Genomic DNA, 16,727 nt, shown 5'->3' with positions numbered 1-16,727 from the left:
TGGCCGGGGATAGGCTGAATCGAGTGAGCGACTCGACGACGAACCCCGGGCCCGACACCTCCGAGCATTCGGTGGAGCCGGGCGTCGAGGCGGTCGCGTCGGCCGAGGCATCCGCTCGAGTCGGGTCGGATGCCGCGGCGAGCACCGAGCCCGACGCCCTCCGTCGTGTCGACACCGGCGCCATGGCCGAGGCCGGCGCCGCCGCGGCCGCACCGCCGGCGCGCAGCACGTTCTCGCTGCCCTACCGGTGGCTCTCGATCGGCATGTACTCGATCATCTTCCTGGCGGCGTTCGAGGCCATGGCGGTCACCACGATCATGCCGCTCGTCGCGCGCGACCTCGACGGGGTGGAGTTCTTCGCGCTGGCGTTCGCGGTGCCGCTCGCCGCGGGCATCATCGGCATGGTGCTCGCCGGCAACTGGACCGACCGATCGGGCCCGCTGCCCTCGCTCATCACGTCGGCGGTGCTGTTCGTCGTCGGCCTGCTGATCGCCGGCACGGCCGTGACCATGCCGATGTTCATCCTCGGGCGCTTCGTGCACGGCATCTCGGGCGCCGCGGTCATCGTGCCGCTCTACGTCATCGTCGCGCGCATCTATCCCGAGGCGCTGCGGGCCCGAGTGTTCGCCGGCTTCGCGGCGGCCTGGGTGATCCCGTCGATCGTCGGTCCGGCCCTCGCGGGCCTCGTCGCCGAGACCGTGAGCTGGCACTGGGTGTTCCTCGGCGTGATCGCCCTCATCGTGCCGGCCGCGGCCATGATGCTCCCGCCGATCCTGCGCGTGCGCGACCAGGTGCAGGGCGATCCGGCGGTGCGCTGGAGCGTCGCGCGGGTCGCGTGGGCCGTGCTCGCGGCGGCGTCGGCGCTCACGCTGTCGCTCTCGAAGGAGTTGCCCGACCCGTGGCAGTGGGTCGTCGCGATCGCGTCCATCGCGCTCGTGGCCGTCGCCGCCCGACCGCTCATGCCGGCCGGCACCCTGCGCGCCGCGCGGGGGATGCCCGCGACCGTCCTGCTCCGGCTCATCGTGGCGGGCGCGTTCTTCGGCAGCGAGATATACCTGCCCTACCTGCTCATCGAGCGCTACGAGTTCTCGCCGAGCCTCGCCGGCGCGGTGCTCACCGGCGCGGGCGTGACGTGGGCGGCGGGCTCCTGGCTCCAGGGTCGCCTCGGCGACCGGATGTCGAACACGCAGGCGGTGCAGCTCGGTGCGAGCGTGCTCACGGCGGCGCTCGTCGTGGTGCTGCTCGTGTCGGCGTTCACGCTGGCGCCGGCCATCGCGTTCATCGCATGGACGATCGCGGGCGGCGCCATGGGCATCATGTACCCGCGCTTCTCGGTCGCCGTGCTCAAGCTGTCGCCCGTGTCGTCGCAGGGCTTCAACAGCGCCGCGCTCTCGATCGGGGAGTCGCTCGGCGCGGCGGTCGCGCTCGCGCTCACCGCGCTCGTGTCCAGCTCGCTCGCGGCGGGCGCGTTCACGGCGGACTTCGCCGTGACCGTGGCCATCGCGGTGGTCGCGGTCGTGCTGGCGCCCCGGGTACGGCCTCGAGGGGCCGTCGCGGCATCCCAATCGGCCTGAATCCACCGTGACAGCGGTGTCGCGGCATCCGAATCGGCCTGTTGGCCGCGCCGGTCGTGTGACGGCACACGCATACGGGTCGTGGCCCGTGCCCTCGCGGATGTGACGTCACATCTGTGACCGTCACATTCCCGCAGAGTTGTGCATAATTGGAGTCGACGAAGCATGTGACCGTGCACATGCCGGAACCCGATCGAGGACGCCGTGCCGGAGGAGCCGCAGCGGGGGAGAGCCCCGAGCATCCGCGATGTCGCGCGCCTGGCGGGCGTCTCGCACCAGACGGTGTCGCGCGTGCTCAACAACCACCCGAGCATCCGGCCCGAGACGAAGCAGCGCGTGCTCGACGTCATGGCCGAGCTGCAGTACAAGCCCAATCGCGCCGCGCGGGCGCTCGTCACGAGCCGATCGCGCACCATCGGGATCCTCTCGGCGTCCAGCACGCAGTACGGCCCGGCGTCGAGCATCGCCGCGATCGAGGAGGCCGCGCGCGCGGCCGGCTACTGGGTGAGCACGGCGAACATCGACACCGCGGACCCCGGCTCGATCTCCGACGGACTCGCCCATCTCGCGGCGCAGGGCATCGAGGGCCTGGTCGTGATCGCGCCGCAGGTGCGCGTGTTCGACACGCTCGCGAAGCTGTCGATCGACGTGCCCTACGTGTCGCTGCAGTCGACCGGACGGGACCCCGATCACGCGCTCTCGGTCGACCAGATCGCCGGCGCCCGCATGGCCACACGGCACCTGATCGAGCTGGGACACCGCGGGATCTACCACCTCGCGGGGCCGCAGGACTGGATCGAGGCCGAGGCCAGGATGCGCGGGTTCCTCGACGAGATGAGCTCGCAGGACGTGCCGACGACCGCGCCGATCCTCGGCGACTGGACGGCCGACTTCGGCTACTGGGCCGGGCGCGAGCTGCTCACCGTGCGGGACTTCACGGCCATCTTCGCCTCGAACGACCAGATGGCGCTCGGCCTCATGCACGCGGTCCGCGACTCGGGTCTCGAGATCCCGCGCGACATCTCGATCATCGGGTTCGACGACATCCCCGAGGCGCCGCACTTCTGGCCGCCGCTCACGACCGTGCGGCAGGACTTCGCCGAGCTCGGGCGCCGCTGCGTGGCGCTCCTGCTCGGCGACCTCGACCCCGCCGCGGCCGACTACCACGGGACGATCGTGCCCGAGCTGATCATCCGCGGGTCGACGGGGGCGCCGCCGTGGTGAGTCCCCGGCTCGTCGCAGACCCCCCGCGCGCCGTTACCGATCCGTGACCTCCGTGAGTTGACAGCACGATCGCTGGTGCGGTTAGCATGTGTGACGTTCGTGTGAACGGTCACATCACGTCACACGAACCGGTTCCATCCAGATCGACGAAGGAGTCCCGCGTGCTGATCACCGAGGTTGCGCACGTGCCCGCCCAGGGCCGCAGCGCGTTCGCCGGTGCCCGCGGAGGTGCGCGATGAGCTCGTTCGGCCCGCAGGTCGAGGTCGCCATCGCCCGGGTCCGTGCCGAGGTGGCCAAGCTCCACGCCGAGCTCACGCGCTACGGCCTCGTCGTCTGGACGGGGGGCAACGTCTCGGGCCGCGTGCCCGGCGCCGACCTGTTCGTGATCAAGCCGTCGGGCGTCTCGTACGACGAGTTGGCTCCCGAGAACATGATCCTCTGCGACCTCGACGGCAACGTGATCCCGGGCACGCCCGGCGCCGACCGCGCCCCCTCGAGCGACACCGCAGCGCACGCCTACGTCTACCGCAACATGCCCGAGGTCGGCGGCGTCGTGCACACGCACTCCACCTACGCCACCGCCTGGGCCGCGCGCGGCGAGGAGATCCCCTGCGTGATCACGGCGATGGCCGACGAGTTCGGCGGGCCGATCCCGGTCGGCCCGTTCGCGATCATCGGCGACGACTCGATCGGCCGGGGCATCGTCGAGACGCTGAGCGGCCACCGCTCGCGCGCCGTGCTGATGCGGAACCACGGCCCGTTCACGATCGGGTCGAGCGCGAAGGACGCGGTGAAGGCCGCCGTCATGGTCGAGGACGTCGCCCGTACCGTGCACCTCGCCCGTGAGGCCGGCCCGCTCGTCCCCATCCCGCAGGACGCGGTCGACCGCCTCTACGACCGGTACCAGAACGTGTACGGGCAGCAGGGCGACGCCCGCCGCGCCGGCACCACGAAGACCCCCGCGCGGGCGAAGACCACCCGCCGCACCACCAAGGTCGGATCATGATCCGGCGACCCCGAGAGCTTGCGACCGTCGGCACAGCACGACCGGCGCGAGGGAGGCGGCTGACATGGACGAAGCCGGCTCCGACTGTCACCAAGACAACGACGTCCATGACTGACAACACAGTGAAAGGAAACACCGTGAAGAACACGAAGAAGGTGCTTCTCGCCACGCTCGCGGCCGGCTCGATGCTGGCTCTCGCCGCGTGCTCGGGCGGCAGCGGCGGTGGCAGCAGCGACGGCGGCGGAGACGGCGGCCTCATCGGCGTCGCGATGCCGACGAAGAGCTCGGAGCGCTGGATCCAGGACGGCGACGCCGTCAAGGAGCAGCTCGAGGAGCAGGGCTTCACCGTCGACCTGCAGTACGCCGAGGACGACATCCCCACCCAGGTCTCGCAGATCGAGAACATGATCACGAAGGGCGCCGAGGCGCTCATCATCGCCTCGATCGACGGCACCACGCTGTCGCAGGTGCTGCAGGACGCGGCCGACGCCGACATCCCCGTCATCGCCTACGACCGCCTCATCCGCGACTCGGAGAACGTCGACTACTACGCGTCGTTCGACAACTACAAGGTCGGCGTGCAGCAGGCGACGTCGCTCCTCAACGGCCTCGGCCTCACCGACCTCGAGGGCGAGCCCGCTGCGGACGCCCCGGCCGGCCCGTTCAACATCGAGCTGTTCGCCGGTTCGCCCGACGACAACAACGCCACGTTCTTCTGGAACGGTGCGATCGACACGCTCCAGCCGCTCATCGATGACGGCACCCTGGTGGTGAAGTCGGGCCAGACCGACTTCGAGCAGGCAGCCATCCTCCGCTGGGACGGCGAGGTCGCGCAGGAGCGCATGGAGAACATCCTCACCTCGACCTACTCCGACGGCTCGACGGTCAACGCGGTGCTCTCGCCGTACGACGGCCTGTCGCGCGGCATCATCTCGGCGCTCACCGACGCGGGCTACTCCGTCGGCGAGGGCTGGCCGATCATCTCCGGCCAGGACGCCGAGCTCGACTCGGTCAAGGCGATCAACTCGGGCGAGCAGTTCGCGACCATCTTCAAGGACACGCGTGAGCTCGCGAAGGTCGCCGTCGACATGGCGTCGGCGATCCTGAACGGCGAGGAGCCCGAGGTGAACAACACCGAGGACTACGACAACGGCGTGAAGGTCGTGCCGTCCTACCTCCTCGAGTCGCAGATCGTCGTCAAGGACAACATCACCGAGGTCCTGGTCGACAGCGGCTACTGGACCGAAGAGGAAATCAACGGCTAGTCACCACCGGAGCATGCCGGCCGGATGACGCTTCGTCCCGCGTGTCGGGGCCTGGGCGGGAGTACTCTCGCCTCAGGTCCCGGCCGCAGGGGCATCCGTCGTCCGGCCGGCCCCACCCGGCAATGAAGCAGGAGCAAGGATGACCACCAACATTCTCGAGATGCGCGGCATCACGAAGACGTTCCCGGGCGTGAAGGCCCTGTCGAACGTCACCCTCGGGGTCGAGCGCGGCGAGGTGCACGCGATCTGCGGCGAGAACGGCGCCGGCAAGTCGACCCTCATGAAGGTGCTGTCGGGCGTGTACCCGCACGGCAGCTACGACGGCGACATCGTCTTCGAGAACGAGACGGTTGCGTTCAAGGACCTCACCGACAGCGAGGCCAAGGGCATCGTCATCATCCACCAGGAGCTCGCGCTCAGCCCCTACCTGTCGATCGCCGAGAACATCTTCCTCAACAACGAGCTGAAGGGCCGCGGCGGCCTCATCGACTGGAACAAGACGAACTTCGAGGCATCGAAGCTCCTCGCCCGGGTCGGCCTGCGCGAGAACCCCACGACGAAGATCATGGACATCGGCGTCGGCAAGCAGCAGCTCGTCGAGATCGCGAAGGCGCTCTCGAAGGAAGTCAAGCTGCTCATCCTCGACGAGCCCACCGCCGCGCTCAACGACGAGGACTCCGACCACCTGCTCGACCTGATCCTGCACCTCAAGGGGCAGGGGATCACGTCGATCATCATCAGCCACAAGCTGAACGAGATCAAGAAGGTCGCCGACTCCGTCACGGTCATCCGCGACGGCAAGACCATCGAGACCATCGCCAAGCAGGACGTCACCGAAGACCGCATCATCAAGGACATGGTCGGCCGGGACCTCGAGCACCGGTATCCCGACCACACGCCGAACATCGGCGAGGAGCTCCTGCGCGTCGAGGACTGGACGGCGCACCATCCGCAGGACACCTCGCGAGTCATGGTCGACAACGTGAACATGAACGTTCGAGCGGGCGAGATCGTCGGCATCGCGGGCCTCATGGGCGCGGGGCGCACCGAGTTCGCGATGAGCCTCTTCGGCCAGAGCTACGGGTCGAAGATCACTGGCAAGGTGTTCCTCCGCGGCAAGGAGATCAAGACCCGCACGGTCGCCGAGGCGATCGACCAGGGCATCGCCTACGCCACCGAGGACCGCAAGACGTACGGCCTCAACCTCATCGAGGACATCAAGCGCAACATCTCGATGGCGTCCCTGAAGAAGCTCGAGAAGTACGGCCTCGTGCACGACAACGAGGAGTACGCGGTCGCGAACGAGTACCGCAAGTCGATGAACATCAAGGCGCCGAGCGTCCTGGTGAAGACCGGAAAGCTCTCGGGCGGCAACCAGCAGAAGGTCGTGCTGTCGAAGTGGATCTACTCGGACCCCGACGTCCTGATCCTCGACGAGCCGACGCGCGGCATCGATGTGGGCGCCAAGTACGAGATCTACTCGATCATCAATCGCCTGGCCGCGGCCGGGAAGGGCATCATCGTGATCTCGTCGGAGCTGCCCGAGCTGCTCGGCATCTGCGACCGCGTCTACGCCCTCTCGGAGGGCCGCATCACCGGTGAACTCCCCGTCGAGGAGGCCACCCCCGAGGCGATGCTCAAGCTCATGACCATGGAAAAGCCCCGCTAGCCGGCGCTGGCGGATACACCAGGAGACACCATGTCGAATCCGAACCCCCCGACCACCGAGGAAACCCACGTCGGCGGCGGCAACATCAACCCCGTCGAGAACAAGTTCACCGACCGGCTGAGCCACGTGCTCTCCGACCTCGGCCGGAACGGCATCTTCATCGCGCTCATCGCAGTGGTCGTGCTGTTCTCGATCCTGACCAACGGCATCCTGCTTCGCCCGCAGAACATCTCCAACCTGGTCGTGCAGAACGGGTACATCCTCGTGCTCGCGATCGGCATGGTGATGGTCATCATCGCCGGCCACATCGACCTGTCGGTCGGATCCGTCGCGGCCTTCGTCGGTGCCTGTTCCGGCGTGTTCGCCGTGCAATGGGGCCTGCCGTGGTGGCTCTCGGTCCTCCTCTCGCTCGGCATCGGCGCGCTCGTGGGCGTGTGGCAGGGATTCTGGATCGCGTTCGTCGGCATTCCAGCGTTCATCGTGACCCTGGCGGGCATGCTCATCTTCCGAGGGCTCGCCCTCGTCGTGCTGGGCAATGCGAACATCGGCTCGTTCCCGGCCGAGTACCGCGCACTGGGCAACGGCTTCCTCACCGACGTGTTCGGGGAGTTCGAGCTCGATCCCCTCACGCTCGGCGTCGGCGCCCTCGCGATCCTCGCCATCATCGTGCAGCAGGTGCGCACGCGTCGCGGCCGCCAGAAGTACGGCCAGGACGTCGAGCCCATGGCGTGGTTCATCACGAAGCTCGTGCTCGTGTCGGCCGCGATCGGCTTCTTCGCCTATTCACTCGCGGGCTACAAGGGCATTCCGATCACGCTGATCCTCCTCGCGGTGCTCGTGCTCGTGTACGGCATCGTGATGAACCGCACGGTGTTCGGCCGCCACATCTACGCGATCGGCGGCAACCGCCACGCTGCGGAGCTCTCGGGCATCAAGACCCGCCGCGTCGATTTCTGGCTGTTCGTGAACATGGGCACCCTCGCGGCGCTCGCCGGCCTCATCTTCACCGCGCGACTGAACCTCGCGGGGCCGAAGGCCGGTGACGGCTTCGAGCTCGAGGCGATCTCGGCGGCGTTCATCGGCGGAGCAGCGGTGCAGGGCGGCGTCGGAACGATCGGAGGGGCCATCATCGGTGGCCTGATCATCGGCGTGCTCAACAACGGCATGTCGATCCTCGGCATCGGCATCGAGTGGCAGCAGGTCGTCAAGGGCCTGGTGCTGCTGCTCGCGGTCGCGTTCGACGTCTACAACCGACGCCGCTCCGGCAGCTGACGCGTCGGTCGACCCGAGGGGGCGGATGCTGCGGCATCCGCCCCCTTCGCCGTCTTCGAATGCTGCGGCATCCGTGGCCGCGTTCGGTGCCAGCGCGATGTGCGCAATTCAGGTCGCCGCTCGGCGTGTCGGCGCGACACGCCGCGGAACCGGCGCGACGCGCCGGCGCGAACCTGAATTGCATCGCCGGGCGAGCGGATGCCGCGGCATCCCTGGCCCACTCGAGCGCCGTCGCCCGGCGGCAGCCACCCCCCGACTCCACCCACCCCGCCGCCCGGCAGCAGCCTCCACTCCCGACGGGAATGCAGGAACTTCTGCTGGTCGAGCGGCATGTCGGAGTGCGTCGGGCGGCGTGTCGCGCGGATCTTCCTGCATTCGGACCGGGCCGTGAAGAACGGCGAGCCGGACGGGTTGAGACTCGGCTTCGTTAGCGCTAACATCTTCCTTCGTTAGCGCTAACGAACCCACCCCTCGACGAAGGAGTCCCCGTGTCCGACCAGCAGTACGTGACGGGCACCGCGCTCGACGAGTTCGCCGACTTCGTCCGGGGGCTGCAGTCGTCGGAGGACGGCGCCGAGGTGGCCGAGCGCATGGACCGCTGGTTCGAGGCATCCGGTCGAGCGGCCGCGGCGTGAGCCCCGCGGCATCCGCCTTCGCGCCCGAGGTCGAGGCGGCGATCGCGCAGGTGCGCGCGGACGTCGCGAGCCTGCACGCCGAACTGACCCGCTACGGGCTCGTCGTCTGGACGGGCGGCAACGTCTCGGGTCGCGTGCCCGGCGCCGACCTGTTCGTCATCAAGCCCTCGGGCGTGAGCTATGACGACCTCGCGGCCGGGAACATGATCCTCTGCGACCTCGACGGCAACGTGATCCCGGGCACGCCCGGTTCGGAGCGCGCCCCGTCGAGCGACACGGCGGCGCACGCCTACGTCTACCGCAACATGCCCGAGGTCGGCGGCGTCGTGCACACGCACTCCACCTTCGCCGTCGCGTGGGCGGCGCGCGGCGAGGAGATCCCGTGCGTGATCACGGCCATGGCCGACGAGTTCGGCGGACCGATCCCGGTCGGTCCGTTCGCGATCATCGGCGACGACTCGATCGGCCGGGGCATCGTCGAGACGCTGAGCGGCCACCGATCGCGTGCTGTGCTGATGCGGAACCACGGCCCGTTCACGATCGGGTCGAGCGCGAAGGACGCGGTGAAGGCCGCCGTCATGGTCGAGGACGTCGCGCGCAGCGTGCACTTCGCCCGCGAGGCCGGGCCCCTGGTCCCGATCCCGCAGGACGCGGTCGACCGCCTCTACGACCGCTACCAGAACGTCTACGGACAGAGTGGAGATGCACGCCGATGAGCGACACCCAACACACGACGGATGCCGCGCGCGCCGCGATCCTCGACGGACGCACGTCGCTCGGGATCGAGTTCGGCTCGACCCGCATCAAGGCGTGCCTCGTCGGCGAGGACCCGACGCAGGTGCTCGCGGTCGGCAGCCACGAATGGGAGAACGAGTTCGTCGACCGCCGCTGGACCTACTCGCTCGAGGCGGTCTGGTCGGGCCTGCAGGCGGCCTACGCCGACCTCGTCGCCGACGTGCGCCGCCGCTTCGACGTGCAGCCCGAGACGTTCGGCGCGATCGGCGTCTCGGCGATGATGCACGGCTACCTCGCGTTCGACGCCGCCGACGAGCTGCTCGTGCCGTTCCGCACGTGGCGGAACACGTCGACGGGACCGGCCGCGGCGGAGCTCAGCGAGCGGTTCGGGCTCAACATCCCGCTGCGCTGGTCGATCGCCCACCTGCACCAGGCCGTCCTCGACGAGGAGCCGCACGTGCCGCAGGTCGCGTTCGTCACCACGCTGGCCGGTTACGTGCACTGGAGGCTCACGGGCCGCAAGGTGCTCGGCGTCGGCGACGCGTCGGGCATGTTCCCGATCGACTCGGATGCGAACGACTACGACGCCCGCCTGGTGGAGGTCTTCGACGGCCTCGTCGCCGACCGCGCCCCCGGCCTGCGGCTCACCGAGCTCCTGCCCCAAGTGCTCCCCGCGGGCGCGCCGGCCGGAGAGCTCACCCCCGAGGGCGCCGCCCTGCTCGACCCGACGGGCGCGCTTCGTCCGGGCGTCGTGCTGTGCCCGCCCGAGGGCGACGCCGGCACGGGCATGGTCGCGACGAACTCGGTCGCCCCGCGCACGGGCAACGTCAGCGCCGGCACGAGCATCTTCGCGATGGTCGTGCTCGAGCGCGCGCTCTCGCACGCGCACCACGAGCTCGACCTCGTCACGACGCCCGCCGGCGATCCCGTCGCGATGGTGCACTGCAACAACGGCGCGAGCGAACTCGCCGCCTGGGCGGGACTGTTCGCGCGGTTCGCGGCCGCATCCGGTGCCCGCGTCGACAACGACGCCGTGTTCGAGGTGCTCTTCCGCGAGGCGCTCGAGGGCGACGCGGATGCCGGCGGCCTCCTCGCCTACAACCAGCTCGCGGGCGAGCCGATCGCCGGGCTCGAGGAGGGGCGGCCGATGGTCGTCCGCACGCCCGACAGCCGGCTCACGCTCGCCAACTTCATGCGGGCGCAGCTCTACGGCGTGTACGGCACGCTCGCGCTCGGCATGCGCGTGCTCGCGAGCGAGGGCGTCGAGCTCGACCGGATGTTCGCCCACGGCGGCATCTTCCGCACGGCCGGCGTCGCGCAGCGCTTCCTCGCGGGGGCGCTCGACGCGCCCGTCGCGGTCGGCGAGACCGCCTCGGAGGGCGGCGCCTGGGGCATCGCGGTGCTCGCGTCGTACCTCCGCTCGGCCGACGAGCTCGACCTCGGTGCCTACCTGAACGACCGGGTCTTCGCGGATGCCGCGTTCGAGACCGTCGAGCCCGATGCGGCGGATGTCGCCGGCTTCGCCGCCTTCCTCGACCGCTACCGCGACGGCCTCGCCGCCGAGGCCGCGGCCGTGCACGCCATCTGACCCGAGTGGGCGAAGTTTGCGGACACATCAATGCCGGATTCGCCAAGATCGCCCACTCGCCAAGACCGACCGGCGAACCCGCACCCGCGCGGCACGCCACATGAACGCATCGCAGAAGAAGGAAGGACATCGCATGACCCGCACCCCGCTCCAGACCTCGCTCGACGCCTACGAGGTGTGGTTCCTCACCGGCAGCCAGCACCTCTACGGCCCCGAGACGCTCGCGCAGGTCGCCGAGCAGTCGCAGCGCATCGCCGAGACGCTCGACGCGGCATCCGATGTGCCCGTGAAGATCGTCTGGCTGCCCGTGCTCACCGACTCGGCCGCGATCAAGCAGGTCGCCCTCGAGGCGAACGCGGCGAAGAACGTCATCGGCGTCGTCGCCTGGATGCACACGTTCAGCCCCGCCAAGATGTGGATCGCCGGCCTCGACGCGCTGCAGAAGCCGCTCGCGCACCTGCACACCCAGGCCAACGTCGAGCTGCCCTGGGCCGACATCGACTTCGACTTCATGAACCTGAACCAGGCCGCCCACGGCGACCGCGAGTTCGGCTACATCCAGACCCGCCTCGGCGTGCCGCGCAAGACGATCGTCGGCCACGCGTCCGACCCGGTCGTGCAGCAGCAGCTCGGCACCTGGCAGCGCGCCGCCGCCGGCCTCGCCGCCGCGCGCGACCTGAAGCTCGCCCGCTTCGGCGACAACATGCGCTTCGTCGCCGTCACCGAGGGCGACAAGACCGAGGCCGAGCTGCGGTTCGGCGTGCAGGTCAACACGTGGGGCGTGAACGAGCTCGCCGAGGCGGTCGCCGCAGCGTCCGAGGCCGAGATCGACCAGCTCGTCGCGGTCTACGAGGACGAGTACGACGTCGTACCCGAGCTCCGGAAGGGCGGCGCGCGCCACCAGTCGCTGCGCGACGGCGCCGCGATCGAGCTCGGCCTGCGCTCGTTCCTCGAGGAAGGCGGCTTCGGCGCCTTCACCACCTCGTTCGAGGACCTCGGCGAGCTCAAGCAGCTGCCGGGCCTCGCGGTGCAGCGCCTCATGGCCGAGGGCTACGGCTTCGGCGCGGAGGGCGACTGGAAGACCGCCGTGCTCGTGCGCATCGCGAACGTCATGGGCGCGGGCCTCCCGGGCGGCGCGAGCCTCATGGAGGACTACACCTACGACATGACCCCCGGCGACGAGCTGATCCTCGGCGCGCACATGCTCGAGGTCTCGCCGTCGCTCAGCTCGACCAAGCCCACGCTCGAAGTGCATCCGCTCGGCATCGGCGGCAAGGACGACCCGGTCCGCCTGGTCTTCACCGCCGACCCCGGCCCCGCCGTCGTCGTCGCGATGAGCGACATGCGCGACCGCTTCCGCCTCACCGCGAACGTCGTCGAGAACGTCGCGCCGCGCGAGTCGCTGCCGAAGCTGCCCGTCGGCCGCGCCGTCTGGAAGCCGGCGCCCGACTTCCGGACCTCGGCCGCCGCGTGGCTCACCGCCGGCGCCGCCCACCACACGGTCATGTCGACCGCGGTCGGCATCGAGGTGTTCCGCGACTTCGCCGAGATGGCCGAGGTCGAGCTGCTCGTCATCGACGAGGACACCACCCTGCCCGGTTTCACGCACGAGGTGCGCTGGAACCAGGCGTACTACCGACTGGCGCAGGGCTTCTGAGCGGCGAGCGCATGACCGACGCGGATGCCCCGACCGACGCGGATGCCGCGAGCGGGGCGTCCGTGGCGGCATCGCCCGAGTCCGCGGGCTCGCCCGACTCGGCTGCGTCTGAGTCGGCTGCGACGGATGCCGCGGCCGAGCCCGCAGGCGTGCCGACCATGTTCGACGTGGCGCGCCGCGCCGGCGTCTCGCACCAGACGGTCTCCCGCGTGCTGAACGACCTCAGCGGGGTCGCGGCATCGACGAAGCTGCGCGTCGAGCAGGCCATCGCCGACCTGAACTACACGCCGTCGCCGGCCGCGCGGGCCATGGCGAAGCGGCGGTCGGGCTCGATCGGGCTCATCCAGGCCGGACGCCCCGACTACGGACCGTCGAGCGCGGCGCTCGGCTTCAACGAGGCGGCGCGCGACGCGGGCTACACCGTGAGCCAGGCGAGCATGCGCACGCTCGACGCCGACACGCTCACCCAGGCCGTGCACCGGCTCGCGCTCCAGCGCGTCGAGGTGATCGTGCTGATCTCGGGCGAGCGCGAGGGCGTCGAGGTGCTGCACGGCATCGACGCCGGCGTGCCCGTGGTCGCCGTGGCATCCGAGGTCGAGCCCGGCCTGCACCGCGTCTCGCTCGACCAGTACACGGGCGCGCGCCTCGCGACCGAGCACCTCATCGGGCTCGGTCACCGCGAGGTCCGGCACGTCGCCGGCCCGGCCGACTCGATGGATGCCACGGAGCGCCGCCGCGGGTTCGTCGACGTGATGCGCGAGCACGGCCTCGACCCGCGCGAGCCCATCGTCGGCGACTGGCTCGCCGCCTCGGGGCACGTGGCGGGGGAGCGGCTCCTCGACGACCCGACGGTCACCGGGGTGTTCGTCGCGAACGACCACATGTCGCTCGGACTGCTGGCGGCGTTCCGTCGTGCCGAGCGTCGCGTGCCTGAGGACGTGAGCGTCATCGGGTTCGACGACATCCCCGAGGCGGCGTACTTCGCGCCCGCGCTCACGACCATGCGCCAGGACTTCGACGGCCTCGGCCGCGACATCATGGCCACGGTGCTCGACGTGCTGCAGGACGAGCCGAGTGCGCCCGACCGCACGGCGCGCGTGCCCGAGCTCATCGTGCGCGAGAGCACGGCGGCGCCGCGCGGCTAGCTCCGCTCACGCACGAATCGCGCCGCCCGCCGACACGCTACCGACCGTTCGTCGGTTCGTCGCCGAATGCATGAGAATCCGGGCGATGGGCCCGTCACGGCGCCCTTCCCCCGGATTCTCATGCGTTTCGGCCCCCGGCGCAGCGCCTCCCGCGCAGCGCCTCCGCTCAGCGCCAGGCGGGAAGCTGCTGCAGGGTCCAGCGGTTCCCGTCGGGGTCCCGGAACGTCACGAACCGGCCCCACGCCTGCTCGTCGACGCCCTCGGCGTCGACGCCCTTCTCCCGCAACTGCTCGAGCGCGGCATCCGCGTCGTCGATGACGACCTGGATCACGTCGAGCGAACCGGGCGCGAGCGTGGCGCCGAGGCCCTCGCCGAACGCGATCGAGCACGCGGATCCCGGCGGGGTCAGCTGCACGAATCGCAGCTCGTCGCTCACGCGCTGGTCATGATCGAGGTTGAAGCCGACCTTGTCGACGTAGAACTCGATCGCGCGATCGACGTCGCTGACGGGTACGTGGATGAGCTCGATCTTCCAGTCCATGGGATGCCTCCTCTGGCGTGTTCGGTACGTCCAGTCTGGCGCGGCATCCGGTCAGTTCTTGACCGCTATTCGACGGATGCCGCGAACTGCCCTCGATGCGAGGATAGGACGCATGGCACTGCACATCACCGGGGATTCCGCGGCCGACGAGCTGCTCAGCACCGACGCGTTCGCGCTCCTGGTCGGCATGCTGCTCGACCAGCAGGTCGCGATGGAGACCGCCTTCGCGGGTCCGCTCAAGATCTCGCAGCGGGTCGGGTCGATCGATCCCGAGACGGTTGCGGCCTATGATCCCGAGCGCTTCGTCGAGGTGTTCAAGCAGCCGCCGGCGGTGCATCGCTACCCGGGCTCGATGGCCGGTCGCGTCCAGTCGCTTGCGAAGGCGGTGGTCGACGACTGGGGCGGCGACGCATCCGCCATCTGGACGCAGGGCGACCCCGACGGCGCCGAGGTGCTCAAGCGGTTGAAGGCGCTGCCCGGATTCGGCGACCAGAAGGCGCACATCTTCCTCGCGCTCCTCGGCAAGCAGCTCGGCGTGCAGGCTGCTGGATGGCGCGAGGCCGCCGGACCGCACTACGGCGCCGAGGACGGCTTCGCCTCGGTCGCCGACATCACGAGCGCCGAGTCGCTCGCCAAGGTGCGCGCGACGAAGCAGGCGGCGAAGGCGGCAGCCAAGGCCGCGAAGGGCTAGCGGGCGCGGGCCGGCGGGACGGCCGGGCGCCGGGGTCGCCGTCAGCGCGCCATCGCGCGCTCGTGCCACGCCGTCGTCGTCGCGTCGAGGAGTGCGTCCCAGTCGGTCGGCTCGATCCCGAAGGTCGAGGTCGTCTCGGCGGCGTCGACCTCGAACGGCCGCTCGAACTGGTAGAGCACGCCGCCGACCTCGCGGAGGATCGGCACGACGAGTCCCAGCGATGAGAGGGCCCAGCGCGGCATCCGTCGCAGCTTCGGCTCGCCCGTGCCGGCGCGCTCGCCGAGGGCGCGCAGCACCTCGCGCACGCTGCGCGGCGGATTCGAGGGCACGAGCCACGGCGAGCCCCACGCGCGCTCGTCGCGGCCGAGCACCGCGAGCGTCGCCGCGATGTCGTCGACGGCGGTCCAGCTGTGCGGCGCGTCGGGGTCGCCGAACACGGTCGCCGGGCGCCCGGCGAGGGTCGCGTCGGCGTACCGCGGCAGGAGTCCGTTCGCGACGGGCGCCGTCGGTCCGAGGTAGTCCGAGGCGCGGGCCTCGGTGGCACGGACGCGTCCCGCCTCGTGCGCGGCGAGGGCGTCGCGCCACATCCGCGCGCGGAGCTCGCCCTTGTGGTCGGTCGGCCGCAGGGGAGTGTCGCGCCGCATCGGGCCGTCGACGGGCCCGTACGCGTAGAGGTTGCCCATGGTCACCAGCACGGCACCGGATGCCTCGGCGGCATGCAGGATCGACGCGGCGAGCGGTGGCCACACGCGTTCCCACTGCGGATAGGCGCCCGGATTCGCGCAGTTGTACACGACCTCCGCGCCGATGGCGGCCTCCTCGAGGCGGTCGGGATCGCTCGCGTCGACGGCCAGGCGTGCGATGCGCGGATGCTCCGGCCCACCGCCCGACCGCGTGACGAGGCGCACCGGCGTGCCGGCGTCGGCCAGCTGCACGGCCAGGGATCGGCCGACGGGTCCGGCGCCGACGATGAGGTGGAACGGCTCGCTCATACGCCGAGTCTGCCCCGATCCGGTTACGCCCGCGTGAACCGCGGGCCCCGGGGCCGCGACGGAATCCCGCTCGCGCGTTGGAATCCCGCTCGACCGGGATTCCAGCGCATGACCGGGATTCCACCCGAGCCGGGCCCGGCGGCGGTCGGCGGCGCGGACGTCGCCTGGCACCGTGGCGCGCATGTCCGTGGGCGACGCTCGCTCGCGACCGGCTCCGAATCAGGCGGTCGCGTCGGATTCAGGCTGGAATCGGCGGTTCCCGCCTGAATCGGCGCCGATCGCCTGAATCCGGGACGCTGCGGCGGGGTGGGGTGGAGCGGAGCGGGGCGGAGCGGGGCGGAGCGGAGCGGAGCGGGGCAGGGGCGAATCGGGGCGAAGCGGGGCCGGGCGGAGCGGGGCGGGGCGGAGCGGGCGGCGAAGGGCGGGACGCCGGAGCGGGGCGGGGCGCGGCGGGGGCGAGGGGGGCCGAGCGTAGCGGGGCCGAGGTGGGGTGGTCTGGGCGAAGGCACGGCCGACGCGGGACCGGATCGGAGCGTGCGCGGCGGCCGGAGCGCCAGTCGGCGCGGTGTCGGCGAGGTTGAGCGCTCACATTCCTGAAATGATCACGCGGCAGCGCGCAGCACCAGCCTCAACCGCACGCCAGCAGAACACCGTGATCAGCGCGAGAGAGCGTGCTCACGCTGCCGAGCTTCGACCGTGATGCATCCGTTACAAAACTCATACTTGTGAGCGC

14 protein-coding genes are annotated in these 16,727 nt (G+C 70.5%); 12 read left to right on the top strand and 2 right to left on the bottom strand.

Features of this window, described 5'->3' with window-relative positions:
• Window positions 1-23 precede the first annotated feature (23 nt).
• The 11 genes from ACWGO8_RS04720 (at window position 24) to ACWGO8_RS04670 (ending at window position 13,770) form a co-directional block, all read left to right on the top strand.
• On the top strand, window positions 24-1,574 hold the full coding sequence (locus ACWGO8_RS04720; protein ID WP_452041965.1) for an MFS transporter: 1,551 nt from the start codon (window positions 24-26) through the stop codon (window positions 1,572-1,574).
• Window positions 1,575-1,778: 204 nt separating this feature from the next.
• Window positions 1,779-2,798: a LacI family DNA-binding transcriptional regulator gene (locus ACWGO8_RS04715; protein ID WP_452041964.1), complete on the top strand. Its 1,020-nt coding sequence runs from the start codon at window positions 1,779-1,781 to the stop codon at window positions 2,796-2,798.
• Between the two features lie 235 nt (window positions 2,799-3,033).
• Window positions 3,034-3,804: an L-ribulose-5-phosphate 4-epimerase gene (locus ACWGO8_RS04710; RefSeq protein ID WP_452041963.1), complete on the top strand. Its 771-nt coding sequence runs from the start codon at window positions 3,034-3,036 to the stop codon at window positions 3,802-3,804.
• Window positions 3,805-3,989: 185 nt separating this feature from the next.
• Window positions 3,990-5,069, top strand: a complete 1,080-nt coding sequence (gene chvE, locus ACWGO8_RS04705) for a multiple monosaccharide ABC transporter substrate-binding protein (protein WP_452043518.1) — start codon at window positions 3,990-3,992, stop codon at window positions 5,067-5,069.
• Window positions 5,070-5,208: 139 nt separating this feature from the next.
• Entirely contained in the window at window positions 5,209-6,738 is a 1,530-nt protein-coding gene (gene mmsA / locus ACWGO8_RS04700) for a multiple monosaccharide ABC transporter ATP-binding protein (RefSeq protein WP_452041962.1), read from the top strand.
• A 30-nt stretch (window positions 6,739-6,768) separates the two neighbouring features.
• Window positions 6,769-8,010: a multiple monosaccharide ABC transporter permease gene (mmsB, locus tag ACWGO8_RS04695; protein WP_376955920.1), complete on the top strand. Its 1,242-nt coding sequence runs from the start codon at window positions 6,769-6,771 to the stop codon at window positions 8,008-8,010.
• A gap of 488 nt (window positions 8,011-8,498) precedes the next feature.
• Window positions 8,499-8,645 carry a hypothetical protein gene (locus ACWGO8_RS04690; protein ID WP_452041961.1) on the top strand — a complete coding sequence of 49 codons (147 nt, stop codon included), beginning with the start codon at window positions 8,499-8,501 and terminating at the stop codon, window positions 8,643-8,645.
• Window positions 8,642-9,361 (top strand): L-ribulose-5-phosphate 4-epimerase, encoded by a 720-nt coding sequence (locus ACWGO8_RS04685; RefSeq protein ID WP_452041960.1) that lies wholly within the window; start codon window positions 8,642-8,644, stop codon window positions 9,359-9,361. Before ACWGO8_RS04690 ends, ACWGO8_RS04685 begins: the two co-directional genes overlap by 4 nt.
• Window positions 9,358-10,968: a xylulokinase gene (locus ACWGO8_RS04680; RefSeq protein ID WP_452041959.1), complete on the top strand. Its 1,611-nt coding sequence runs from the start codon at window positions 9,358-9,360 to the stop codon at window positions 10,966-10,968. The genes ACWGO8_RS04685 and ACWGO8_RS04680 overlap by 4 nt, the downstream gene beginning before the upstream one ends.
• A gap of 133 nt (window positions 10,969-11,101) precedes the next feature.
• Complete coding sequence (araA, locus tag ACWGO8_RS04675) at window positions 11,102-12,625, top strand: L-arabinose isomerase (protein ID WP_452041958.1); 1,524 nt, start codon at window positions 11,102-11,104, stop codon at window positions 12,623-12,625.
• A gap of 11 nt (window positions 12,626-12,636) precedes the next feature.
• A complete protein-coding gene (locus tag ACWGO8_RS04670) occupies window positions 12,637-13,770 on the top strand; it encodes a LacI family DNA-binding transcriptional regulator (RefSeq protein ID WP_452041957.1) in 1,134 nt (377 codons plus the stop codon).
• 166 nt (window positions 13,771-13,936) lie between these two features.
• Here ACWGO8_RS04670 and ACWGO8_RS04665 read toward each other — a convergent pair whose 3' ends face one another.
• Window positions 13,937-14,311 carry a glyoxalase superfamily protein gene (locus ACWGO8_RS04665; protein WP_376955926.1) on the bottom strand — a complete coding sequence of 125 codons (375 nt, stop codon included), beginning with the start codon at window positions 14,309-14,311 and terminating at the stop codon, window positions 13,937-13,939.
• Window positions 14,312-14,423: 112 nt separating this feature from the next.
• On the opposite strand from ACWGO8_RS04665, the gene ACWGO8_RS04660 reads away from it, so the two are divergent.
• Entirely contained in the window at window positions 14,424-15,002 is a 579-nt protein-coding gene (locus tag ACWGO8_RS04660) for an HhH-GPD-type base excision DNA repair protein (protein WP_452041956.1), read from the top strand.
• Window positions 15,003-15,043: 41 nt separating this feature from the next.
• Here ACWGO8_RS04660 and ACWGO8_RS04655 read toward each other — a convergent pair whose 3' ends face one another.
• On the bottom strand, window positions 15,044-15,994 hold the full coding sequence (locus ACWGO8_RS04655) for an NAD-dependent epimerase/dehydratase family protein (protein WP_452041955.1): 951 nt from the start codon (window positions 15,992-15,994) through the stop codon (window positions 15,044-15,046).
• Window positions 15,995-16,727: the final 733 nt, after the last annotated feature.

This window comes from Agromyces sp. NPDC055661 (assembly GCF_053618135.1).
The sequence above is the reverse complement of the archived record's forward strand: the minus strand, read 5'-3'. Positions and strand labels throughout refer to the sequence as shown.